The following is a 25,563-nucleotide window of genomic DNA, read 5'->3' as shown; positions in this document are numbered from 1 at the left end:
TAAAAAACGAAACCCATTACACTTTATATGGTTTATCAAAAACCCCCCGAAAATATTTACGGTTATATTCAATTGCAGCATTATTCGGAACATAAGAAGCTGCTAATTCATTGTAATAATACGCTTTATCCTGCTCTCCTAACCTGCTATAACAAATACACATTTGTAAATAGGGTAGCCATGTGTAGCTAGCTGGACTATGGAAAGGACTTTCCGTTGCCATTGGTACTTCCGTTGCAAGTTTAAACCAAAATATCGCTTCATTATATTTTTCTTGTTCCATATATATATATCCTATTCTTGTACAATTCTCTCCTCTAGGGACGTCATACCGAAACGACTTCACACAAGATTCGATTGCCTTCTCCCACATTCCGAGCTTCGCATAGCAATCTCCTAGCTTACCACATGCATAAATTTTTTCTTCATACCATCCTTCGTCTTGATTAAGAAATGTTTCATATAGAAGAACTGCATCATCATATTTTTGGTTATCCGTAGATTCATTTGCGTAATAAAATAAATCTCTCGGACTCAATTCTTCACCTGCAGCTACAGTATTTTGAAAAATTTTCAAATTACGATCTGTTACTTTTTTTTCTTTTTTATGTGTAATAGCAACATTACTACTAAAAACCTCACCAGAAATAGCTAAATACTCATGAACCTTTCCAAACCATTGAAATTGTTTTTCACGCTTTACAAGTCGATTTCTTTTTGTACAATATAAAGGTTTCCCGTTAGAATCCATTGCAAGATGATAAGGCATCGAAACAGCATCAATTTTAGGATCTAATTCTCTTTTTAAAAGTTTCAATGCTTCTTGAGCATCTTCTAATAATACGTCATCTGCATCTAGCCACAATATATACTCTTGCGTCGCTTTTGAAAAAGAAAAATTTCTTGCTGCTGCAAAATCATCAATCCACTGGAAATCATATATGTTAGAAGTGTATTTCTCTACGATTTCTTTCGTTCGATCGACGGAGCCTGTATCAACCACTATAATTTCATCCACAATTTTTTCAACTGTGTCTAAACAACGGGCTATTGTCTCCTCCTCATCTCGAACAATCATACATAAACTAATTGTAATTCCTTGCTTGTTCAACATAATCACCCTCTTCCAAATCAATCATATGTTATACATATACTAAACTTTCCATTTTTTTAAATTGTTCAAGTAGTTTAAGATTTCTTTTCAATAATTCAAATGTCCGTGTCATTTTCTTTCGGTTTTGCATCTACTATATAATGAACGCTTTATGGAGGTGAATTTATGTCAAATAATAATTATTCAAATGGATTAAATCCCGATGAATCTTTATCAGCTAGTGCATTTGACCCTAATCTTGTAGGACCTACATTACCACCGATACCACCGTTTACCCTTCCGACTGGGCCGACCGGGCCGACTGGGCCGACTGGACCTACGGGGCCGACTGTACCTACCGGGCCAACTGGACCGACTGGACCTACGGGGCCGACTGGGCCGACTGGACCTACGGGGCCGACTGGACCGACTGGTGACACTGGGACTACTGGACCTACGGGGCCGACTGGTGACACTGGGGCTACTGGACCTACGGGGCCGACTGGTGACACTGGGGCTACTGGACCTACGGGGCCGACTGGTGACACTGGGGCTACTGGACCTACGGGGCCGACTGGTGACACTGGGGCTACTGGACCTACGGGGCCGACTGGTGACACTGGAGCTACTGGACCGACTGGGGCTACTGGACCGACTGGACCGACTGGACCATCAGGACTAGGACTTCCAGCAGGACTATACGCATTTAACTCCGGTGGGATTTCTTTAGATTTAGGAATTAATGATCCAGTACCATTTAATACTGTTGGATCTCAGTTTGGTACAGCAATTTCTCAATTAGATGCTGATACTTTCGTAATTAGTGAAACTGGATTCTATAAAATCACTGTTATCGCTAACACTGCAACTGCAAGTCTATTAGGAGGTCTTACAATCCAAGTGAATGGAGTACCTGTACCAGGTACTGGATCGAGTTTAATCTCACTCGGAGCACCTATCGTTATTCAAGCAATTACGCAAATTACGACAACTCCATCATTAGTTGAAGTAATTGTTACAGGGCTTGGGCTATCATTAGCTCTTGGCACGAGTGCATCCATTATTATTGAAAAGGTTGCTTAATTTTTACTTAGCAGTAAAACTGATATCAGTTTTACTGCTTTTTTCAATTTCAAATTCAATCATGAAACATTCGGTACCTACATAATCATATTGTTGTATGACATTTTGCAGGAGGCACAAATATGGAAAGTAAATCTGCTATTCAGCTTTATCTCGAATTGCTAAAGAAGACAATTTTATTTGAAATATGGTTAGAATATGAGGCATACTTACCCGCATCTCTACATATTTCGAAAGAACTAGAATTCGAACCAGTTACAGTCCCCCTCCCTTTATTCATTAAGCAATATGCCGAAAACCATAACTTAAAAATTGTAAAACCAAATGTCTCAAAAAGTGAACGTCATGATGGAATGGATTGGCCAAGAGCAGCACATAGCATGATTGGTCGAGAACGTATGAACCAATTACAAGAGGCGATGGAAACCGTTGTTCGTGAAAATATAGAAGGTGATTTTATTGAAACAGGTGTATGGCGCGGAGGATCATGCATTTTTATGAATGGTTTTTTACAAGCAAACAACATTACGGATCGTAATGTGTGGGTTGCAGATTCATTTGAAGGTTTGCCAGCACCGAATCTAGAGCAATATCCAAAAGATTACGGTGATTATTTACACACATTCGATTACTTACGCGTCTCTTTAGAACAAGTACAAGAGAATTTCAAAAAATATGATTTACTAAATGATCAAGTGAAATTTTTAAAAGGTTGGTTTAAAGATACTTTACCAACAGCACCAATTGAAAAAATAGCAATTGCACGGCTTGATGGTGATATGTATGAATCCACCATGGATGGTCTCGTGAACTTATATGATAAAGTTTCTAAAGGTGGCTATATAATTATCGATGACTACGGGCTACCACCATGCGCTGAGGCTGTGACAGACTTTAGAAATCAACGGAATTTAAAAGCCCCTATTACTAAAATTGATGTATTTGGCGTTTATTGGAGAAAAGAATAAAAAAGATTTAATCTATAGGAGATTCCATTTTCACTCATTCTTCTCTTACTTCTGATCCAATTAAGTATTCTTTTTCGGAATCTCCCTACATATAATAATTGTTTTCCTGTGTTCTCTCACTACAAATTGAAAATTTCATTAATAGAGTTACTGCATATTCTCACATAAGAAAGGGGTATACTCATGAGCGAATTTAACAAAGAAATGACTTTACTCCCCCCTCCTGAACTCGTCCAATATGTAGGTGGCGACTTCAAAAAGGTTGGAAAAGAGTTCCTAAAGCATTTTATTCAAATTGGCGCTTTAAAATCAAATGAAAAAGTATTAGATGTAGGCTGCGGTGTCGGCCGAATGGCTGTACCATTAATGAATTACTTAAATGATGATGGAGCGTATTATGGATTTGATTTGTTTAAAGATGGAATTACTTGGTGTCAAAATAACATTTCAACTATGCGTAATAATTTTCACTTTGAACATGTTGACATATACAATCAATTCTATAATCCGGAAGGAAAAGAAGATGCCTCTCAATATCGTTTTCCCTATGAAGACGGAACATTCGATTTTATCTTTTTAACTTCTGTATTTACACATCTTCTCCCAAAAGAATTAGAACATTACGTATCTGAAATTGTACGTGTATTAAAAAAAGACGGGAGATGTTTCATTACATTCTTTCTTATAAACCCTGAATCGTCCTATTATTTAAATGCAGGACAAAGTACATTAGGTTTTTATCATCGAATCGAAAATTGCTACGTTGTAAATAAAGATATTCCGAATTTCGCAGTTGCTTATCCTGAGACAGATATTTGCAATCTATTGAATAAATACGGCCTAGAAATAATCAATAAGCCGCATTACGGTTTATGGTGCGGCAGACATGAATATACAAGTTACCAAGATATTGTTCTTACAAAAAAAAGCTTCTGAAAGGAAGTTATGTATGATGAATGAAAAAAATCCACCTCTCGTTTCCATCCTTATTCCTACTTATAATCGGCCTCATTATTTCAAAATTGCTCTAGAAAGTGCATTGGCACAAACTTATTCAAATATTGAAATCATCATCGGAGATGATAGTACAAATGATGAAACAGCAACTTTAATACGTGAACAATACTTACCAAATTATAAAAATATAACATACATTCGAAATACCCCTACTCTAGGACAATTTCACAATGACCTTATGCTCATAGAAAAATCAAATGGTGAGTATATAAATTTTTTAATGGACGATGACGTGTTTTATAAGCATAAAATACAAAAAATGATGACCTATTTTGAGCAAGATCCCAATAAAAATCTTGCTCTTGTTACTTCTTATCGAGTACGCATTGATGATCATGGAAATCTAATAGGTGATTCCCATCCAACACAAAGGTTATATAGTGAAGACACCCCATTAAACGGGATATTTTTAGGTAATTGGATGTTAAAGGGCGGACACAACATTATCGGTGAGCCTACAACTACTTTGTTCCGAAAGGAATTGCTCACTGAACCTTTTGGCACCCTTAAAGAGCGACAATATTCTTGTAGTGTTGATATGGCCTCATGGATTTCTTTACTTTCTAAAGGAAATGCAATATACATTTCTGAGCCTTTAAGTCAATTTCGCTACCATGCTGGACAACAAATACACAATAAGCTCCTTCAAGGTTGTGAAGATTTCACACACCTTGTTATAACAGCAAAAGAATATGGCTTTTTACAAAATACTACGGACTATAGAGCAGCTCTACTTAGTGCTTACCAATGGTGTAAAAGTTCCTTAAAATACTATCTTCATCAACTAGATATTTTTCCTGACGCACATGTACGTCTCTCTCATTGTTTGGATATAATTATTAAAGAGCTAAACAATTAAACTACTCTGCAAAATTAAAAGTGTATGGACTATATGTGAATCATTCGTATAGTTCATACATTCTTTCTCATACTATAAAGTGAAACTTTAATCAGCTCTCACCAATCGGGCTTTTACGGCCAGTTGATCCCCCACCTAACTTCTTCGCTTTCGCTGAATTTTGAGGTGGGGGTCTTACTGCCCATTAATGCGGGATAAAATCCATTACTATAAAGAGCAGTAGAAAGGAATACCTACATTGAAAGATCCAAATTCTCAATATCAAATAGACTACGTATTACTATTTATTTTATTTGCCATTGGGATTGTTAGTTGTTGTGCTATTGCAAGTGCGCAAGCCTCTTTACCGCCATTTTTACAAAACGTCAATTTTGTACTAAAGCAAATCCAATGGTATTTCATTGGATTTATAGCCATTGGTGTTATTATGATTATCGACTTCGATCGTTATCAAAAAATTGCTTGGTATTTGTACAGCTTTGCAATGGTACTACTTATTGGGCTAGAACTTCAAGTACCAGGTGCCGTTACAATTAAAGGCGCTACCGCTTGGTACAGGCTCCCAGGCATCGGAAATTTTCAGCCTTCTGAAATTATGAAATTGTTTTTAATTATCGTCATTGGACGAATTATAGCAAATCATAATGAGAAATATTTTTCCCAAACGATACATGATGATTTTTTACTACTTGGAAAAATATTTGCGACAAGCTTGCCACCACTACTACTTATTGCAAAAGAACCAGATTTAGGAAACACAATGGTCATTTCAGCGATGCTTGCAGCAATGATACTAGTTTCTGGCATACGATGGCGTTTTATTTTTGGATTAGTTTCAGGTACTTTCGTTGCTGGATCTACATTAATATATATTTTTTTTACTCACACAGATTTCTTTAAAGCACACATTTTAAAAGAATATCAATTAAATCGCTTCTACGGATGGTTAGCACCTTACAAATATGATGCACAAGGCTATCAATTAAGACAAGCATTCTTAGCGACTGGATCCGGAGAAATGCAAGGAAAAGGGTGGGAAAATGGACAAGTATATTTTCCAGAACCACATACAGATTTTATTTTCACTAATGTCGCTGAACAATTTGGATTTCTAGGCGCAAGTGTCATTATTTCTCTTTTTTCTTACTCATTTTTCGAATGATTCATATTGCTTTAGAAAGTAATGACCCTTTCGGTAGTTACATTTGCGCTGGTACAATCGGAATGTTTACTTTCCAAGTATTCCAAAATATCGGGATGACAATCGGATTACTCCCCATTACAGGGATAACATTACCTCTTATGAGTTACGGAGGAAGTTCACTGCTTACATACATGATTGCGATTGGATTCATTTTAAATGTTCGCTCAAGAACGAAAATCTTTATGTTTAAATGAACAACACAAAAACGCTATATTTTTATCTCTATCCTTTTTTAGATATACTAATGAAAAATACGATGGAGGTTTAAATATGAAATATGACATTATAGGAGATATTCATGGATGCTTCCAAGAGTTTCAAAATTTAACAGAGAAGCTAGGATATAACTGGAGTAGCGGTCTACCGGTTCACCCTGACCAACGTAAACTTGCATTCGTTGGCGATATTACAGACCGTGGTCCTCATTCATTACGTATGATTGAAATTGTATGGGAACTTGTCATACATAAAAAAGAAGCTTATTACGCTCCTGGAAATCACTGTAATAAACTATATCGATTTTTCCTTGGGCGTAATGTAACAGTCGCTCACGGACTTGAAACAACTGTTGCTGAATATGAGGCACTTCCTTCTCATAAGCAAATCATTATAAAAGAAAAGTTTATCACTCTTTATGAACAATCACCCCTCTACCACATACTAGATGAAAAAAGAGTAATCGTATGTCACGCTGGGATTCGGCAAGATTACATAGGAAGACGAGATAAAAAAGTACAAACCTTTGTATTATATGGCGATATTACAGGAGAAAAGCATGCCGATGGCTCACCTGTCCGTCGCGATTGGGCGCAAGAGTACAAGGGGCAAGCTTGGATTGTATATGGACATACACCAGTAGCAGAACCTCGATTCGTCAATCAGACAGTCAATATTGATACTGGTGCTGTATTTGGTGGCAAATTAACCGGATTACGTTATCCTGAAATGGAGACTATCTCTGTTCCTTCTTCTTTACCTTTTGTCGCTGAGAAATTCCGTCCAATTTCATAACTACCTTACTTAGCGAAAGATTACCGTATTATTTAGGCAGATCTCATATAAAACTAGGTAAAGTAATTAAAAAAAGATGCAATAAAGTGCATCTTTTTTTAATTACACTACATATAATGTCGCAGGAGGTGACAGAATGAAGAAAAAATCTTCTAAACAAAAAAGAAAATTTCCCCCTTTATATCTGCCCATGTACGGAATTAACAACTGGTGTAGTATTCGGGCTGCAGCGATAGAAGAACTGGAAGAACAAGAGTCATCAAAAAAAAGCAAAGTAAAACCAACATATGTCTCTTTAGAAAATGCTGTGATGAGCCGCATAATCGATCGCAGAAAAATAAAGATGCAACAAAAAAATAAACAGCTCTCAAATCAAGATGAACAGGTAATACATTCTAATCAAACAGAAGAAAAGACGGAAGAAAATATTTCTGTAGCAATAAATAAAAAAGTGGAACCAGAAATTCCAGCTGCTATTATAAACAAAGTAAAAAAAATAAAAGAGGCATTGGCTTCATCGAATGATATACAAACTGAAAAACCACTCATAATTGAGACACCTACACCTGAAAATACAAAAGTTAAAAGGGGCGGCCGATATGCATATGCGGAAGGGCTTCACTCTCATGCGGAGGGCATGGCAGCACATGCGGAAGGCTTATTAACACACGCAAAAGGTTCTTTCTCTCATGCAGAGGGATCAAACTCAAAAGCAACTGGACATAGTTCGCATAGTGAGGGAAGTGAAACGACAGCAGGCGGAGCTTATTCTCATGCAGAGGGTAAACAGACGATTGCTTTAGGCGAAGCAGCACACGCAGAAGGAACCGCAACTATCGCTAACGGATCCTCTTCTCATGCGGAAGGTCATCATACATCAACAGCTCATTTTGCAGGTAGCCATATTATGGGGCGCTTCGGCACTGCAGAAGAAGCTTATTCTTGGTTTATTGCAAATGGTGTAAGCGACACCGACCATAATATCGGGGCTAAATGGCTTGCCCATAATGGAGAAATGTACATTGAGGGTGCGTCTTACAATGCAAGTGGAACGGATTTTGCACAAATGTTTGAAACCGAAGATCATAAACCTATTGATGTCGGTTATTTCGTTACATTTAGTAGCGAAGAAAAAATTCGGATAGCTACTTCACACGACTCGTTCATTTTAGGAATATCTAGTGCAACCCCTGCCCTTATAGGAAATAGCGGGGCTTTAAGTTGGGAAAAACGTTATAAAACAGATAACTTTGGAAAACGCCAATATGTATGGACGGAAACCGAAGAAATACAACCTCTTTTAAATACAGAATGGGATCCAACTCGCAAATATGTAGCAAGAAAAGATCGCGCCGAGTGGCTTCCTGTCGGATTAATTGGACAAATGTTAGTACGTGATGACGGAACTTGCGAAGCACATGGATTTTGTCTTCCAAATGACAATGGCATTGCTACAAAAGCCGAAAGTGGATTTTTCGTTATAAAGCGTACGGGTGAAAACCAAATTTTAATATTATTCCGCTAAGAAAAAAGGGAACAAAATTCTTTATAATATAAGAATTTTGTTCCCTTTTTAAGTATGCCGCAACACTTCTTGCATATCGCTTGGAAGCTTTATAGTGAAAGACATCTCTTTCTCTAAAATAGGATGATAAAACGTCAAAGATTTACTATGAAGTGCTTGCCGTTTCATTTCATCCCTTCTCCCTCCATATAAGCTATCACCAAGTAATGGATGTCCTATATGAGCCATATGCACACGAATTTGATGCGTTCTTCCTGTCTCAAGCTCAAGCGCTACATGTGTCTTATGATATGTACTATCAATTACTTTAAAATGAGTAACTGCCCTTTGTCCATCCTCACAAACCATTCGCTCAATAATGCTATCAGATTTTCGACCAATTGGTGCATCAATCATTCCTTCTCGTTCTACAATCTTTCCGTAAACAATTGCTTCATACGTTCGTTTCACAGCTTTTTGTTGATGCTGCTTCGATAAAAGGTGATGCACGAAACGATTTTTTGCAATAAGCATAAGCCCCGAAGTATCACGATCTAAACGTGTTACGATGTGCACTGTACTTGCAAGATGCTGCTTATCATAATGAGATAACAGCGCATTGGCAACACTTCCTGCCGGATGTTCTCTAGACGGAATCGTTGACATATTCGCCTCTTTATTAATGATAAGAACCGCGTCATCTTCATATATAATGCATAAAGGAATATCTTCTGCCATCATCCCTTCACTTCTTTCCTCCACTGGAAAAAAGACACGTAATTCTTCACCAGCACGCAACTGATGACGAACACTCGCATGTTGACCATTTACTTCAATTGCTCCGCCATGAAACTTTATATCCGTTAAAGCGGCTTTAGAAATACCTTTCGTTTTCAAAAATTCCCTAACTAAAGTTCCCTCTTCAGCCGGCCCTATATCCCATTTCAATGTAAATCTGTTCAAATATATAACCCTTTCTATTTATCTGCAACAAACGAGTCACGAACTCGTTTCCAGAACGGGAATGGGCGGAAACGAACAAATCGTACTTTCTCGTTTGCGACGCGATACTGGATTGATTTCACATCTTGATGAACCATCGTTAAATGATCCACTGTAATTTGTAAGTTCATTCCTGCAGCTGGCTTTAACACACATGTATGATGCTTCGGCAATACGAGTGGCGATCCTACAGTACGAAATACACGATTGTTAATGGACGCCATTTCTGCAATTTGAATCGCTTCAATAGATGGGTGAATAATTGCTCCGCCAAGCGCTTTATTATACGCGGTACTTCCTGAAGGAGTAGAGATACAAAGGCCATCTCCGCGGAATGTTTCAAAATATTCTCCGCGTATTTCTACTTCTGTTACTAATGTACCTTCTGCACTTTTTACAGTCGCCTCATTCATCGCTAAATACTGTGACTCTTTACTTCCATTCACATAGCGAATAATAACTTCTAAAAGCGGATATTCCACCACTTGGAATGGTGTTTTCGCAATCGCAATTACTAATTTCTCTACTTCTGTTGGTAACCAATCTGCATAGAAACCTAGATGTCCTGTATGTACACCAACAAATGCTGTTTCATCCAATCGATTATAATAACGATGAAACGCATATAAAAGCGTTCCATCTCCCCCAACAGAAATTACAATATCGGGTTCCTTTTCATCCATTATAAATCCAAAATCTAGCAAGTACTCTTTCATCGTGCTTGCCAGTGTATCTGATGATTGATCTCCCTTTGACATAATTGTAAATTTCATCGCCCAACACCCTTTAGTTTATGATTCGGAATCTTTCGTTTCTTGCTTTCTTGAAAAAGCCTTTTGCGCTTCTTGAATTTCAAGACGAATAGAAGACATTTCTTCATCTAATAAAAACGCCGCTTCAGCTGCACGTTGCAATCGTATTTTAATATCTTCAGGAAAACGTCCACTATATTTATAATTTAAAGAATGCTCAATTGTTGCCCAAAAGTTCATTGCTAGCGTGCGTATTTGGATTTCTACCAATACTTTTTGTTCACCTTGAATCGTTTGAACAGGATAACTAATGACAACATGATAAGAACGATAACCGCTATCTTTCTTTTGCGTGACATAATCACGTTCTTCCACGATTTCAAAGTCATTTCGTTTTCGAAGATATTCTACAACAGGCTTAATCTCATCAACAAATTGACACATCATTCTAAGCCCAGCAATATCCTGCATATCTTCTCTCAATCGGTCTAGCGGTACATTTCTCTTCTCCGCTTTATCAATAATACTTGCAACCGACTTTACCCTTCCTGTTACAAACTCAATTGGAGAATGCTCTGTTAACATTGCAAATTGAGTACGCATTCCTTTTAGTTTCACTTTTAGCTCTGCCACCGCTTGGTGGTAAGGTGCTAAAAATTCTTCCCAATTTCGATTCATTTCAACCACCACCAAAATCAATCCATTTGCTTATAGAAATACTTTTTCTACAGCAGTTACTAATTCTTCTCCGTAATTTGCATTACCTTCAATATTTTCAACTAAATATTCTACTTCTTCTTTTAATCCTTCTAATTCCATTTCAATGTCATTCACGCGAACGAACATAACCACATCGTTATTCATCGCTTCATGCATTGCTTCCCAGCATGTGTGCGGAATACTTACATAAATGAAAGATGATTCATTTTCTAAGATATATAAAAATGATAAATTGTCTGAGTCTACAAGTACGTGATTACGCGCACTTAACTCCTTTACCTCTATTTCACTATTTTCCGCACAAAAAATAAGAGCATTCTCTCTCTTTTCTACGCTCTTAACTTGGATTTTATTTTGCATGCTCTAACTCCTCCATCTCAACTTCCTGTCTTACTTAACAGTATTATTGTATCATAACATGGACGCAAACAAATAAAACATTGAACCAAATTTATGAAAAAGCGATAATGTGTAAAGAATTATTTTTCAAAAGGAGATTATACAATGACACAAGAAATTGAAATTGAATTCAAAAATATCGTTACAAAAGAAGAATTCGATACATTATGTAAATCGTTTTCTATTGAAGCATTTACAAAACAAGTGAATCACTACTTTGAAACACCTGACTTCTCGTTAAAAGAAGCTGGCTCTGCACTTCGTATTCGTCATAAAGGAGAAACTTATACGTTAACGTTGAAACAACCTGCAGAAATCGGTTTATTAGAAACGCATCAAGTCGTAACAGAAGACGAAGCAAAAATGATGATGGAAACAAACACAATCATTCAAGGAGCAGTAGTAGATCAATTACACAAATTACAAATTCCTGTTTCTGCTTTAACATATATGGGTAGTTTAACAACAGAAAGAGCAGAAACATTATTTAAAGGCGGAACGCTTGTCTTTGATCATAGTTTCTATTACAATCACGATGATTATGAAATTGAATTTGAAGTGCAAGATGAAGAAACAGGAAAAGCTGCATTTATTCATTTATTAACGCAACATAACATACCTGTTCGCCATACAAATAACAAAGTAAAACGCTTTTTCCTTGCCAAACAAAAAAAAGCACGCTAAAGTGAAAATTCCACTAGTGAATATGTTTCACTAGTGGATACATCTCACTAAAAAAGTTTACACCCGTAGAATAAGCAAAGAATCTTTGAGAAAGCTGTTTATTTGCCCTCTCGAACATTCCATTGCTACAATAGATATACATTTCATGGAAAAAGGAGTTCATAAAGGATGAGCAAGCAACCGATGACACCATTTGAAGCAATTGGCGGTGAACAATGCATTGCAATATTAGTAGATACATTTTATTCCTATGTCAGTAAACACCCTGACTTATCTCCCATCTTCCCGGAAGATTTAACAGAAACCGCTAGGAAGCAGAAGCAATTTTTAACACAATATTTAGGTGGTCCTAATTTGTACACTGAAGAACATGGTCATCCTATGTTAAGAGCACGCCATCTTCCGTTTGAGATTACTCCAAAACGAGCAGAGGCTTGGCTATCATGTATGGAGCAAGCAATGGATGATACTGGAGTTCATGGTCATATAAGAGAGTTTGTTTTTGAACGTTTAGCATTAACCGCTCAGCATATGGTTAATACTCCAAACGAAACAGGTGAAGTGTAATGGATAAGCAGGAAGCAAAGCATATAAATATGCCATCTCCTTCCGCATGCGAGCATAAGTCTGTAGAAGCATATTTATTTATTGATCCACTTTGTAAAGATTGCTGGGAAATTGAGCCTTTTATTATTAAACTATGGCTTGAATACGGGAAATACTTCTCTATTCGTCATATCGTAACAGGAAAAGTGGATGGAACGAACGCTTCCTCACACAAATGGAATAAACCTGCTAATATTCGATTTGTGTGGGAAAAGACAACCAGTTTACAAGGTTTTTCATGTGATGGAAAGGTACATATGCAAGAAGCATCGTCAACACCATATTTAGTTTCGATGGCAATTAAGGCAGCGGAGTTGCAAGGCCGAAAAGCAGGTTCGAAGTTTTTGCGAAAACTCCAAGAATACATTTTCCTTGAAAATGTATCAAACCCTGACTGCGAACTATTACTTGCATGTGCGAAAGATAGCAATATTGATGTAGAAGAATTTAAAAAAGATCTACATTCTGCTAGTGCAAAAAAAGCTTTCCAATGTGACTTGAAATTCACGAATGAAATGCATATTACAGAAATACCTTCCCTCGTCTTTTTTCATGCGAACTCAGATGAAGAAGGTATTAAAATCGCTGGAAATTATTCCTACGATGTATACGTACAATTATTGAAAGAACTTGTAAAATGTGAAATTGAGCCAGAACCATTACCACCTTTAGAAGTGTTACTAGAAGCAACACAATTTATATCTTCAAAAGAAGTAGCATTTATTTATGATTGTCCGCAACAAGAAATTGAACGCGAACTAAAAAAATTACAACTAAAACGAAAAGTACAAATGATAGAAGTAAAATGCGAACGTTATTGGAAATGGATAGCAAAAGAAAAAGACCTGGTGTAAACACCAGGTCTTCTTCTTTACGGCTTATAAAAATATTAAAGGGGATGGGAGAAATTTTCACGTTCAAACAAAGGGGTATATGTTTGTATGTGAATTCGTTCACGCTTATTATATTACAAGATTCGACGTCAGATGACAACCCCTTTTGTCGAATTTCACACTTTTGTCACATTCTAAACGTTTTCATTTTTGAATAAGCTATAAAAAAGGTCATTTAGGGGGTTTATTTATGAAAAAATCTTATATTGCTCTTCTCTTTCTAGCTGTCATCGTTTCTTTTTTCTTGTACATCCTCTCTCTACTACAAGCTTTTCCTAAAATTATTGCCTTACCTCTTTTATTCGGAATCATCGTTATCACTCTCTCTTATTTCAATTATAAAAAACGATTCAAAGGGTTTTAATTTTAAAAATCAGTCGTAAAACTATCCTTTCAGTTAGAAAAACAAAGAAATTCACCTTTCTCTCCGACAAATATCGACATTGAATCTATTCAACAAAAAGACGAGGATACAATCCCTCGTCTTTTTTCATTACTTTTCTTCAAATAATAATGCTTCTAATTCATTTAATTTCTCTTCAAATACTTGTAGCGCCTCTTTTACTGGTTCAGGAGATGCCATATCTACTCCTGCTTTTTTCAGCACTTCAATTGGATAATCAGAGCTTCCTGCTTTTAAGAACTCATTAATATAACGTTCTACTGCTGGTTGTCCTTCTTCTAAAATCTGTTTAGATAGAGCTGTCGCTGCACTAAATCCTGTTGCGTATTGATATACGTAATAGTTGTAGTAGAAGTGTGGAATACGAGACCATTCTAAACCAATTTCTTCGTCGATTACTAAAGCGTCACCGAAATATTTTTTATTTAAATCGTAGTAAATTTCCGTTAACATGTCTGGCGTAACAGCATGTCCTTCTTGTACTTTCTTATGAATAATATGTTCAAACTCTGCAAACATCGTTTGACGGAATACAGTACCACGGAACCCTTCTAAATAATGATTTAATAAATATAGACGCTCTTTCTTATCTTCTGTCGTTTTTAATAAATAATCATTTAGAAGCGCTTCATTACAAGTAGATGCCACTTCTGCTACGAAGATGGAATAATCACCATATACGTGCGGTTGTGTTTTTCTTGTATAGTAACTATGCACCGAATGACCAAACTCATGAGCAAGTGTAAATAAATTATTTACATTATCATGCCAGTTCATTAAAATATACGGATTTGTTCCATATGCACCAGATGAATATGCCCCGCTTCGTTTTCCTTTATTCTCATACACATCTACCCAGCGATTTTCATATGCCTCTTTCAAAATATCAACATATTCATCACCAAGTACGTTTAAAGATTTTAATAAAAGGTCTTGCGCTTCTTCGTATTTCACATTCATTTTCACTTCTGGTACAAGTGGTGTATATAAATCATACATATGAAGCTCATCAAGTCCTAGTGCACGCTTACGAATATCGATGTAACGGTGTAATAAATGTAAGTTGTCATTTACTGTTTCAACGAGTTGATCGTATACTGCTTCTGGAATATTATTATTGCTCAGTGCAGCTTGGCGAGCAGAATCATATTTACGAACACGCGCATTGAAATTATTACGTTTTACTGCTCCGCTTAACGTACTTGCGAATGTGTTTTTAAATTTTCCGTACGTTTCATATACAGCTTTAAATGCATCTTTGCGAACACGAGGATCATCACTTTCTAAAAACTGAATGTAACGGCCATGTGTAATTTCTATTTCTTCTCCGTCTTCCCCTTTAATAGATGGGAATTTTAAATCCGCGTTATTCAACATACCAAATGTATTGCTTGATGAACTCATTACTTCAGATGCTTCTGCTAATAAAGCTTCCTCAGCTTCTGATAATACGTGCGGGCGTTGACGTGTAATTTCTTCTAATGCATGTTCATATACACTTAAATCTCTATTTTCCTTCAAGAATGTTTGCAATGTATCTTCTGAAATCGATAAAATTTCAGGCACAATATACGCTGTGCTACTAGATACTTGTGAATATAAATTTGTTGCACGATCATTTAATGCTTGATATACAGAGTTTGTTGTATCTTGATCGTAACGCATATGAGCATATGTATATAACTTACCTAATCGCATTGATATTTCATCTTCATATTGCAATGCCTCAAGTAAATTGTCCGCAGAGTCACCAAGTTTCCCTTTAAATTCAGTTAACTTCGGTAATAGCTCTTTAATAGCTTGGAATTCTTTTTCCCATTCTGCATCCGTTTGGAAAATATCTTCTAATCGCCACGTACTTGCTTCTTCAATCTCGTTGCGATCTGGTAATGCTTTCGCTTTGTTTTGTTCAGACATTCTTTAAGCCCTCCTTTAAATATCTCTACTTAAGTACAATTCGTTTTTTCTTATGTAATTCCTTCACAATCATTCTTTATTATATCCGCTTTTCCTCCTCTCATGTTAAAATTTGCCTCAAATAAAGATAGCGCATGTATTAAGCAAATCTCATCATGTTTCATAATTTCCTCCTCTGTTTTTAACATCACGGCATCCCTTATTTTTCGGTACGTATAAGTTCCCACTTTACGTAAAACACCTATATAGCATAAAAATGTCATATATTCAGTAACTGCCATTTTCCATATGTGCTGCGAAAAGTACGGAAGTATCCGCCTTTTCGTATACCTTTTTACATAACTACACACGTATTGAAGAGAAATACACTCTCCCACTGCAAGCTCCCCTATACACTTCATATATAGAAAAGCTTGCCATATAAATGGGTTTGTTTGAAAAGCAAATGCAGAAGGGAGTGGAACACCAATTTCAGAAGGAAAGCTCGCTGGGGTACATTTAAATTGATATAAGAGGCGTAATAATGACTTATAATTATAATTCCAAATCGGTAAGGCATTTTGGCGAAAGTTTTTCTTTCTCTGCTTCCACTCTTCACCCAATCTTTCTTTCCCGAAAGGAACAGGAGAAAAAAGCATTTCAAAAGTAGTCGCATCAGTTGGTAAATATATAGTATGTGAGAAAAAAACATTTGTAGAAAAGGGAGTGACAAATGCACATTTCATAAATGATTTTTGTTTCGGACAGAAGAAAATAAGAAGTGGCTGAGGATAAGATTGTAAGGAGAAAGCCATAAGTGAGGAAAATTTCATCCAATATGCAGATTGCTTTTTCAATTGATTTCCACCAACGATCCAAATGACCTGTATACCAGCTTGCCAATACGAATATGTTCTTTTGTACAGCTGCTCTATAGCGAGGTTTGCACATTGGTATTCAATTGCAATTTTTCTACCCGCCCTCTCTACAAAAACATCTGGTCGTTGCTTAATTTCTGGGAGGTAGTACTCTATATCCACCTGAAAGTTTTGACGTTTGAACCATCTATATAACAATTCTTTACCATGCATATGATACTTTGATTCCGCTTCATAAAAGGCAAGACATGAATCCACTTTTTTATGAGCAAAATGCCAACTTTTTTGTTTCCCTAATTTCATTTGCACTTCCTTTCCGCAAGCTACACAAAAGAATCGTTCTTGTTGACGCATACGGCGCAAAAGCTCTTCATTACAATTATAGAGTAAATGAATTTTTTCACCGTTTTCTCTTTTAGCGATAAATATCGTAATCACACCCTTTCAGCTCCTTATATTCTACAATTTGTTACAAATTCCTTTTAAAAAAGAGATGTCCCAATTTCGGACATCTCTTTTTATAATAAAGGTGATAATAATCGGTACGTTGATTCAACAATTCGTCTATGAAGACGTCTTTTATGAAAATGATCACCATGAATTTCACTTGATTCTTCTAAATCATCTTTAAAGTCTTGAACAAGTTTTCGAATGCTATCTGTATCATATAAAAAGGCATTTACTTCAAAATTCAAATGAAAACTTCTCATATCCATATTAGCTGTCCCAATTGAAGCTAAATCAGAATCAACGATGACAATTTTACTATGAAGAAAACCTTTTTCGTATTCATATATCTTTACTCCTGCATCTAAAAGCTCTGGGAAGTACGATCTCGATGCGTAAAAGACAGTACGCTTATCCGGTTTACTCGGCATTAATAAACGAACATCAATACCAGCAAGTGCAGCAACCTTTAATGCGGATAAAATATCATCATCCGGAATAAAATACGGCGTTGCAATCCAAATAGATTTCCGAGCAGAAGCGATCATTGCGAAATATAAATGCTTAATCGTTTCCCACTTATTATCGGGGCCACCTGCAACTAGCTGCACTCCTCCCCAATGATCACCCTCAACTGCTTTTGCTTGTAAATATTCAGGGGCTAGCACAGCCTCTCCAGTCATATAAAACCAGTCTTGAAGGAAAATAAGTTGTAAACTTTGAACCGCTTCACCACGTAAATACAAATGCGTATCTCGCCAAAAGCCAAAATATTTATTTTTCCCTAAATACTCATCACCGATATTTAATCCGCCTACAAATCCTTCGTTCCCATCAATCACAACAATTTTCCTATGATTTCGATAATTAATCTTATCGTTTAAAATCGGAAAGCGCACAGGAAAGAATGGAATCATTTCTACACCTGCATCGTTTAATTCTTCAATATACGATTTCGATAACTTAAAACTTCCAACCGCATCATATAAAAAGCGAACAACAACGCCTTCTTTCGATTTTTGTATTAAAATATCTTTAATTTCTGTTCCTAATTTATCATCACGCACAATGTAATATTCCATATGAATGTGATGTTTCGCTCGTTTTAACCCATTTAAAATAGCCCGAAACGTTTCATCTCCATTTGTTAATGTCCTCGTTTCAGTTTGAAATGAAATATTTAAAGCTCCTAATCGATCCGCTAAACGAAATAACAGTTCTTGATGCTTATGATTGCGTAAAATTCGTTCTTCGTAATCTTCATGCCCTTTATATTGTAAAAACGCCTGTTCATCAAGTAACGCCTTCTTTTGGAACATTCTTTTTCTTCGAAAATTTTGTCCGAATAATAAATAAGCAAAGAAACCAAATACCGGAAAAATTCCTAAAACAATTAACCATGTAAGTGTTTTAGATGGATGTCGATTTTCTAAGAAAATAACGCAACCAATTAAAAACGCAGATACTGTAAATAAAATACTAATAATACCTAAAATCGAAACATCTTTTATCCCAATCACATCTGAATAAAATGCTACATCAATAAACATACGTAACGAAACAAATAATGCGAACAATAGCAGTATAAAGAAAATCAGCTTTAACGTATTTTTCATCTCTTACCTCCTAACTAAGAAAGCTTTCCTATTCTTCATATAAAAAGCCGATTTCATACTACAGAAATCGGCCTACGTTTTAGCAGGAAAATTATTGCGAATCGTTTCAAGCGCATGCTCTTTCACAATTTGTTTTCCATACTCACTTACACGATGAATTGTTAAAGTTGATTCTTCTCCATATTCTAAAATAATACTTAAAATACGATCGATTTCTTCTTCATCATGTAGCACTTCATCGAATTCCACATATACATAATAGCGGTCCTCAAATGAATACAGCTCATCTTTTATATCTTCAAAGATAAGACGATGACTTAATGAAATGACATCTTCAAAATCATTAAATTTAATTAAAAAGCCAAACGTACCATCTTCATTAAAGTTTGTTCCTGTTTGTTCTTCTACCTCTTCGACTAATTCTTGTTGGAATAATGATTCGATGCCTTCATCTAGAGGAATATCTATAATTTTGTCTACCCCTATCGGTAGTTCCAGCTTTTGTCCGTCCTTTGAAAGCTCTGCTTTCGTGACAAGTACTTCAATCCCTTTATCGACTGCTTGCACTTGAATCCATAACGGTCCATCAATAAAGAAATCGTCATGATCACGAGCTTCGTCCATCATCTCCCAAAAGAGCTCTTCACTTCGTTCGCGATCATACCAAATTTCTTCACGATTAAATCCTCTATCCTCTATATCAATGTACGTAATAAAAAATTTCATCGTATGATCATTAATTCTTTCAATATCCAAAATACAACTCTCCCTTCCTGCTTAGAATTGTTATGAAGGGATCCCCCACTCATATGACAAATCAATAGATTCTTGTACTCTCATTTTATGATAAGATTCTCCAGAATGGAAATAAAATCGATTTATTTTACAAAAATAGTTATATGCCTATCTTTACTCGATAAACTACATAAATATATTATTATAGCGATTTCTTACTTACAAAAAATTTGGACATACATTTCCACATTCCCCCGTACACTGTAATAAAGTGAAACTTCTATTAGAAGAGATTATTTAACAACAACTTTCTTCATCACATACATATAGTTCGCTTATTAAAACATCATAAATGGAGGCAGACGAATGGACTTAGAGTTTTTAACATCCGTACTAATGATTGTCGGTATCGATGTTGTATTAGGTGGTGACAATGCAATCGTCATCGCACTAGCTAGCCGAAATTTACCTGAATCGAAACGAAATAAGGCTATTTTGATCGGTACTCTTTTAGCGATTGTACTAAGAATCATCCTTACTATACTAGCTGTCTATTTACTCGACATTCCATTTCTACAATTGATTGGCGGGGTTTTACTTACATTAATTGCAGTCAATTTATTAACCGATAATAGCAACGATCTTTCTTCTATTCAAGGAAAAACAACTTTATTTCAAGCTGTGCGGACAATTGTTTTCGCGGATCTCGTTATGGGGTTTGATAATGTTATTGCCATTGCAGGTGCAGCTCACGGGAGATTTTTACTCGTCATAATCGGCTTACTCATTTCTATCCCGATTATTATTTGGGGCAGCAAACTTATTTTAATACTTATGGAACGATTTCCATTCCTCATTTATTGCGGTGCAGCGATTCTTGCCTATACTGCAGGAAAAATGGTTACACATGAAGACAGACTTGCAACCTTTTTTCATAACAATCCAAGTTTCACTACAAGCATTCCTTATTTGTTCATTTTCACTATTTTATGCATCGGCTTTATCGTACAACAAGTTCGATTACGCAATGTGAAACATTAAAAAAAACCTTCTACTATATAATAGGTAGAAGGTTTTCATATTATTATAATTAATTTACAAGACGTTGTGCTTCACGTAATTGGAACGTTCTTACTGTACGTGGTAAGAAACGACGAATTTCGTCTTCGTTGTAACCAACTTGAAGGCGTTTCTCGTCAATCATAATTGGACGACGTAAAATCCCTGGATAGTCACGAATCATCTTATATAAATCTTGAAGTGGTAAAGACTCTAAGTTTACATTCAATTCTTGGAAAACTTTCGAACGAGTAGAAATAATCTCATCCGTTCCGCTTTCTGTCATACGTAAAATCTCTTTAATTTCCTCAATCGTTAATGGATCTGAGAAAATATTACGTTCTGTATAGGGAATATGATTTTCCTCTAGCCATAATTTCGCCTTTCTACAAGACGTACAGCTTGGAGAACTATATAATGTTACCATACAAAGCTCACTCTCCTTAAAGAGTACAAATTCTGTACTAAATACAGTTTTAATTTCTAACTTCAGCAATTTTTCGCGATAACTTGTCTTATTGAAAAGTACAAAAATCGCATTTCATGTAAGCAACAACTTATAATAAACAACAATTACTTTTAATAAGTAACTTCTATAATCATTATACAATAGATTTTGCAAGAAATATACAGTAAATTTCCTGCTAGTTGAGAAAACTCTTCCTTGCATTTCACTGCTATGTAACATGATTACGCTCACTTCAGCTGTACTTTAACAATAACTTTCAATCCTTTTACTACTCACTTCTCATAGATTTTTCATATAATATATAGTTATTTATCTATAATCTTCCCTATGAAAAAGAGAACGTTTTCTTACTTTTTCTTGATAAATCAATTAAGAAATGTAAGACTATACAAATGAGAATAAAAAGGAACGTTTGTTCTCATTTTAACAAATATCCTCCCTCCTGTCTACACGATTTCTAAAGTAAATTAAATATTTTTCTGACATTTCTTTCTTTTTCATTTTTTATCTCATACAATAAACATACAGACAGGCAAAGGGGGAGTTTTCAAATGATTGCTTTTTTTATTGATTTTATTACGGTTGCTGCCCTCATCATCGGAATAACAGCATTGATTGGTGTCATTACAAATAGCATCGGCGAAAAGCTCTTTGGTGGAAAAGAAAAAATGAAGTTTGTTAACAAAAGTTTGGATGTACAATCTGGCTGGAACCAAGTTGGCGGAAAAGGCATTTATAAGAAACGAACGTATTAAAAAAAAGCAGGCGATCACCTGCTTTTTTTCTTACTTCTCTACTGACGCCCATTTAAAGCTTAAATCGCCGCCATATTTATGGTTATACATATTTTTAATTGAATCTCTTTGTAAATATGCTCTACCACGTTGATATACTGGAACGATCGCAGCATCATCAAGTAACATTTTTTCTGCTTCTAATAAGTTCTTCCAACGAGCATTTACATCGCTTCCATCTTTTTTCGCCTTCATAATGATTTCATCGTATTTTGGATTAGAGTACTTCATCTTATTTTGTGACCCATCTGTTACAAACATATCAAGATATGTAATTGGATCTGGGAAGTCCGCACTCCATCCAGAGAATGACATGACATAATCGCCCGCATCTTCTAATTTTAGTTTTTGTGCGAATGGTTGTTGTTTAATTTTTACTGTTAAACCTGGTAAATTCTTTTCTAATTCACCTTTTAAATATTCACCAGTTTTCTTTGATAACTCTACATCTTCATTTAATAATTCTAATTCGATTTCATTTTTACCAAGTTCTTTTTTACCAGCTTCCCAATATTTCTTCGCTTCTTTCACGTTTGGTTTTACAATATCCCCGTTTACAGCACGGAAATCTTTTTTATCTGGCCCTTTAATGAAGTTATCAGGAATTAATCCTGTTGCTGGCTTAGAACCGTTATTTAATAATGTATCCACGAATGGCTTACGGTCAAAAGCAAGTGAAATTGCTTTACGAATATTTTTATTTGCTAAAGCTGGATCTTTTTGATTTAAACGAAGGAAGAATACAGATGTATCTTCTACTGTTTGGAAATCTGGTTTTCCTTTATATTTATCAATAAACTCCGCTAATAACGACGCTCGATCAATTGCATTTGTTTCATATAAGTTAATTGGCGTAGATGTATCTTTTACAATATTAAAGTTTACTTCTTCAATCTTCACTTCTTTATTGTCCCAATATGACGCGCTCTTTGTCATTTTAAAGCTACGTTCATGTTGCCAATCACTTAATGTAAATGGTCCGTTATAAAGCGTTGTATTCGCTTCCAAACCAAACTTCGTACCTTGCTCTTTCACAAACTTTTCATTCACAGGATAGAAGATTGGATATACCATTAAATCTACAAGGTATGGAATTGAATTATCTAATTCCACTTCTAATGTATAATCATCAATCGCCTTTACCCCTAATTGATCCGGACTCATCTCTTTTTTATTAATTTTCTCTGCATTTTTTATATCATACATAATGTACGCTGATTTCGCAGCTGTATCTGGGTTAATCGCTCTTTGCCATGCGTATACGAAATCTTTTGCCGTCACAGGATCACCATTTGACCATTTTGCGTCTTCACGTAATTTAAATGTATATTTTTTACCATCTTCTGATTTTTGGAATTCCTTCGCTACACCAGGAACTAGCTTATCATCTTTTCCTAAACTGTATAAGCCTTCCATCGTATTACCCATTACTCTTGAAGAAACTGCATCAGCTGATAACGCTGGATCCATCGTTGGAATTTCTTGCGTTTCAATTAAGTTAATAACTTGCTTCGCACCGCTTTTCCCGCTATCCCCTTTTGCGTTCGCTTGCGGTTCATCTTTTTGGTAGCTACATGCCCCTAACATCATGCTCATTGCTACTGTTGATACTACAAAAACTGGCATCTTTTTTTTCATACTTCCACCCTCCATAAAAATGTTAGCCCTTTCATTTTCAAACAGAAAGAAATATATATATGTTCTAATAATTCATATTATACACACAAATATATTTTTTGTATATTTATATTTCTATTTCATTAAAATTTCCTGTTAAAAAATAAATCTTTGTAAACGTTTCATATTGCTGATTATTCTTACTAAAGTGTTAAAAACAATATTTTTTATACTTTTCTAAATTATCAGAGGAAAATGAATTTTATATCTCATAATACTTTATGTATAATTATCCTTTTATTTTTATCATAAAATAGCACTCTCTTCATAATAAAAATATGTAGGCTAAAATGAGTGCAAAGGTTAAGAAAGTATGTTACGATACATTTTGCTAAAAATAGATATCGGTAAAGAGGGGACGGACATGGCAGCAATTCAGGCAAAAAACGGGCCTACTGAGAAATTAAGTTTATTCTTATTAACATGGCCTATTTTTCTAGAAGTTTTTCTTTTTATGTTAATGGGGATCGCTGATACTTTCATGTTAAGTGCATTATCAGACGATGCTGTATCTGGGGTTGGTGCAGCGAATCAATACCTCCATATCGCTATTTTGGTACTAGAAGTCATCGGGAACGGCGCAGCTATCGTCGTATCTCAATACCTCGGTTCCAAACGCTTTATGGAAGCATCTAAAATATCAGCATTAGCCGTCACATTAAATTTAATAGTTGGGCTCGTTATAAGCACTGGTTTTCTTTTATTTTCGAAACATATGATGCTCGCAATGAACTTACAAGGCGATGTACTAACGTATGCGCAAAACTACTTATCTATCGTCGGAGGAGCCATCTTCCTACAAGCTATTATTAACTCATTAGCCGCAATTATCCGTGTACACGGTTTTACAAAGCAAGCGATGTTTATTTCACTCGGAATGAATATGATTCATATCGCTGGAAACTACGTACTCATTTTCGGGAAATTTGGTTTTCCTGAGCTCGGTGTACAAGGGGCTGCCATTTCTTCTGCTGTCAGCCGACTTATAGCGCTTATTGTTTTCTTCTGGTTACTATACCGCGTTATGGAATATCGTGTGAAATTACAATATTATTTCACCTTATCAAAAGAATATATCGGGAAAATTTTAAAAATCGGGATTCCATCTGCTTTTGAGCAAGTTATGTATCAAGCTTGTCAAATTGTCTTCTTATACTATGCAACATATTTAGGAACGGAATCGTTAGCGGCTAGACAATACGCTACGAACATTTCTATGTTCACTTATTTATTCGCTATTGCAATTGGTATGGGAACAGCCATTATTATTGGCCGCCTCGTTGGTGGTGGCGAAAAAGATGAAGCATACGAACGCTTGTGGAAAAGTGTAAAATGGGCGATTGGTGTAACTTTATGTATGGTCGCTCTCGTTATTACATTCCGTACACAATTAATGGGACTGTTTACAGATAATCCGTACATTATCGGGTTAGGCGCAAGTGTTCTTTTACTAAGTGTACTACTTGAAACGGGACGTACGATGAATATCGTCATCATTAATTCGCTTCGTGCAGCTGGTGATGCAAAATATCCTGTTTTAATCGGTGCATTCTCTATGGTGTTAATGAGTTTACCACTAGGTTACTTTTTCGCCTTTCATTTAGATATGGGGCTCGTTGGTATTTGGCTAGCAATCGCCATCGACGAATGGACACGTGCCATTATTATGTTCTTCCGCTGGAAAAGTAGAGCATGGGAGCGTTATGCACTTGTTAAACCTGAAGAACAAGAGGAGAATGTCTCTGTTCAAGTTCAGTAATTTTGCATATGGATATCACTAATGATACATGAGAT

At 35.8% G+C, this 25,563-nt stretch carries 24 protein-coding genes and 1 pseudogene; 14 read left to right on the top strand and 11 right to left on the bottom strand.

Annotated features, from left to right (window positions below):
- Window positions 1–16 precede the first annotated feature (16 nt).
- On the bottom strand, window positions 17–1,114 hold the full coding sequence (locus tag ACUL40_RS26160; RefSeq protein ID WP_050228929.1) for a glycosyltransferase: 1,098 nt from the start codon (window positions 1,112–1,114) through the stop codon (window positions 17–19).
- Window positions 1,115–1,279: 165 nt separating this feature from the next.
- Here ACUL40_RS26160 and ACUL40_RS26155 point away from each other — a divergent pair, with 165 nt between their 5' ends.
- The 7 genes and pseudogenes from ACUL40_RS26155 (at window position 1,280) to ACUL40_RS26125 (ending at window position 8,760) form a co-directional block, all read left to right on the top strand.
- The gene (locus ACUL40_RS26155) at window positions 1,280–2,176 is read left to right on the top strand and encodes a BclA C-terminal domain-containing protein (protein ID WP_445423156.1); all 897 of its coding nucleotides are present in this window, start codon (window positions 1,280–1,282) and stop codon (window positions 2,174–2,176) included.
- Window positions 2,177–2,298: 122 nt separating this feature from the next.
- Complete coding sequence (locus ACUL40_RS26150; RefSeq protein ID WP_445422684.1) at window positions 2,299–3,144, top strand: TylF/MycF family methyltransferase; 846 nt, start codon at window positions 2,299–2,301, stop codon at window positions 3,142–3,144.
- A gap of 183 nt (window positions 3,145–3,327) precedes the next feature.
- Entirely contained in the window at window positions 3,328–4,080 is a 753-nt protein-coding gene (locus ACUL40_RS26145; protein WP_001288765.1) for a class I SAM-dependent methyltransferase, read from the top strand.
- A 13-nt stretch (window positions 4,081–4,093) separates the two neighbouring features.
- On the top strand, window positions 4,094–5,020 hold the full coding sequence (locus tag ACUL40_RS26140; RefSeq protein WP_000980807.1) for a glycosyltransferase family 2 protein: 927 nt from the start codon (window positions 4,094–4,096) through the stop codon (window positions 5,018–5,020).
- 238 nt (window positions 5,021–5,258) lie between these two features.
- Window positions 5,259–6,418: pseudogene (locus ACUL40_RS26135) on the top strand (FtsW/RodA/SpoVE family cell cycle protein).
- Window positions 6,419–6,494: 76 nt separating this feature from the next.
- Entirely contained in the window at window positions 6,495–7,235 is a 741-nt protein-coding gene (gene prpE / locus ACUL40_RS26130; protein ID WP_033695708.1) for a bis(5'-nucleosyl)-tetraphosphatase PrpE, read from the top strand.
- A gap of 136 nt (window positions 7,236–7,371) precedes the next feature.
- Window positions 7,372–8,760 (top strand): peptidase G2 autoproteolytic cleavage domain-containing protein, encoded by a 1,389-nt coding sequence (locus ACUL40_RS26125; protein WP_000730518.1) that lies wholly within the window; start codon window positions 7,372–7,374, stop codon window positions 8,758–8,760.
- Window positions 8,761–8,808: 48 nt separating this feature from the next.
- On the opposite strand, the gene ACUL40_RS26120 is transcribed toward ACUL40_RS26125, so the two are convergent.
- The 4 genes from ACUL40_RS26120 to ACUL40_RS26105 are packed head-to-tail and all read right to left on the bottom strand — an operon-like array spanning window position 8,809 to window position 11,573.
- Window positions 8,809–9,702 carry an RluA family pseudouridine synthase gene (locus ACUL40_RS26120; RefSeq protein WP_445422685.1) on the bottom strand — a complete coding sequence of 298 codons (894 nt, stop codon included), beginning with the start codon at window positions 9,700–9,702 and terminating at the stop codon, window positions 8,809–8,811.
- Window positions 9,703–9,716: 14 nt separating this feature from the next.
- The gene (locus ACUL40_RS26115) at window positions 9,717–10,514 is read right to left on the bottom strand and encodes an NAD kinase (protein ID WP_000673190.1); all 798 of its coding nucleotides are present in this window, start codon (window positions 10,512–10,514) and stop codon (window positions 9,717–9,719) included.
- 18 nt (window positions 10,515–10,532) lie between these two features.
- Window positions 10,533–11,171: a GTP pyrophosphokinase gene (locus tag ACUL40_RS26110; RefSeq protein WP_001081482.1), complete on the bottom strand. Its 639-nt coding sequence runs from the start codon at window positions 11,169–11,171 to the stop codon at window positions 10,533–10,535.
- A gap of 30 nt (window positions 11,172–11,201) precedes the next feature.
- A complete protein-coding gene (locus tag ACUL40_RS26105) occupies window positions 11,202–11,573 on the bottom strand; it encodes a UPF0738 family protein (RefSeq protein ID WP_001180003.1) in 372 nt (123 codons plus the stop codon).
- A gap of 144 nt (window positions 11,574–11,717) precedes the next feature.
- On the opposite strand from ACUL40_RS26105, the gene ACUL40_RS26100 reads away from it, so the two are divergent.
- From ACUL40_RS26100 to ACUL40_RS26085, 4 genes are all read left to right on the top strand, one after another.
- The gene (locus ACUL40_RS26100) at window positions 11,718–12,296 is read left to right on the top strand and encodes a CYTH domain-containing protein (protein WP_000191121.1); all 579 of its coding nucleotides are present in this window, start codon (window positions 11,718–11,720) and stop codon (window positions 12,294–12,296) included.
- A 168-nt stretch (window positions 12,297–12,464) separates the two neighbouring features.
- Window positions 12,465–12,863, top strand: a complete 399-nt coding sequence (locus ACUL40_RS26095; RefSeq protein ID WP_000043386.1) for a globin domain-containing protein — start codon at window positions 12,465–12,467, stop codon at window positions 12,861–12,863.
- The gene (locus ACUL40_RS26090; RefSeq protein ID WP_000360645.1) at window positions 12,863–13,756 is read left to right on the top strand and encodes a ClpXP adapter SpxH family protein; all 894 of its coding nucleotides are present in this window, start codon (window positions 12,863–12,865) and stop codon (window positions 13,754–13,756) included. Before ACUL40_RS26095 ends, ACUL40_RS26090 begins: the two co-directional genes overlap by 1 nt.
- A gap of 229 nt (window positions 13,757–13,985) precedes the next feature.
- Window positions 13,986–14,159, top strand: coding sequence for a hypothetical protein (locus ACUL40_RS26085; protein WP_000750355.1), 174 nt, complete (start codon window positions 13,986–13,988; stop codon window positions 14,157–14,159).
- 129 nt (window positions 14,160–14,288) lie between these two features.
- On the opposite strand, the gene pepF is transcribed toward ACUL40_RS26085, so the two are convergent.
- The 4 genes from pepF to mecA all read right to left on the bottom strand — a co-directional run bounded on the left by pepF (window position 14,289) and on the right by mecA (window position 19,791).
- Entirely contained in the window at window positions 14,289–16,115 is a 1,827-nt protein-coding gene (gene pepF / locus ACUL40_RS26080; protein WP_000003348.1) for an oligoendopeptidase F, read from the bottom strand.
- A gap of 50 nt (window positions 16,116–16,165) precedes the next feature.
- Entirely contained in the window at window positions 16,166–17,410 is a 1,245-nt protein-coding gene (locus tag ACUL40_RS26075; RefSeq protein ID WP_431139303.1) for a competence protein CoiA, read from the bottom strand.
- Between the two features lie 80 nt (window positions 17,411–17,490).
- A complete protein-coding gene (locus ACUL40_RS26070; protein WP_000799194.1) occupies window positions 17,491–19,035 on the bottom strand; it encodes a cardiolipin synthase in 1,545 nt (514 codons plus the stop codon).
- 72 nt (window positions 19,036–19,107) lie between these two features.
- Window positions 19,108–19,791, bottom strand: a complete 684-nt coding sequence (gene mecA / locus ACUL40_RS26065) for an adaptor protein MecA (protein ID WP_000350713.1) — start codon at window positions 19,789–19,791, stop codon at window positions 19,108–19,110.
- Between the two features lie 345 nt (window positions 19,792–20,136).
- Between mecA and ACUL40_RS26060 the strand changes: the two genes are divergently transcribed.
- Window positions 20,137–20,811 (top strand): TerC family protein, encoded by a 675-nt coding sequence (locus ACUL40_RS26060; RefSeq protein ID WP_000362607.1) that lies wholly within the window; start codon window positions 20,137–20,139, stop codon window positions 20,809–20,811.
- 49 nt (window positions 20,812–20,860) lie between these two features.
- Here the strand turns inward: ACUL40_RS26060 and spx are convergent, their stop codons facing one another.
- Entirely contained in the window at window positions 20,861–21,256 is a 396-nt protein-coding gene (gene spx / locus ACUL40_RS26055; RefSeq protein ID WP_000258267.1) for a transcriptional regulator Spx, read from the bottom strand.
- A gap of 593 nt (window positions 21,257–21,849) precedes the next feature.
- On the opposite strand from spx, the gene ACUL40_RS26050 reads away from it, so the two are divergent.
- The gene (locus ACUL40_RS26050) at window positions 21,850–22,053 is read left to right on the top strand and encodes a hypothetical protein (RefSeq protein ID WP_000559971.1); all 204 of its coding nucleotides are present in this window, start codon (window positions 21,850–21,852) and stop codon (window positions 22,051–22,053) included.
- Window positions 22,054–22,083: 30 nt separating this feature from the next.
- Here the strand turns inward: ACUL40_RS26050 and ACUL40_RS26045 are convergent, their stop codons facing one another.
- Window positions 22,084–23,730: a peptide ABC transporter substrate-binding protein gene (locus ACUL40_RS26045; protein WP_000728609.1), complete on the bottom strand. Its 1,647-nt coding sequence runs from the start codon at window positions 23,728–23,730 to the stop codon at window positions 22,084–22,086.
- Between the two features lie 352 nt (window positions 23,731–24,082).
- Between ACUL40_RS26045 and ACUL40_RS26040 the strand changes: the two genes are divergently transcribed.
- Window positions 24,083–25,528, top strand: a complete 1,446-nt coding sequence (locus ACUL40_RS26040) for an MATE family efflux transporter (protein ID WP_002182545.1) — start codon at window positions 24,083–24,085, stop codon at window positions 25,526–25,528.
- The last annotated feature ends 35 nt before the right edge of the window (window positions 25,529–25,563 follow it).

It is taken from the genome of Bacillus sp. KNSH39 (assembly GCF_052656585.1).
The sequence above is the reverse complement of the archived record's forward strand: the minus strand, read 5'-3'. Positions and strand labels throughout refer to the sequence as shown.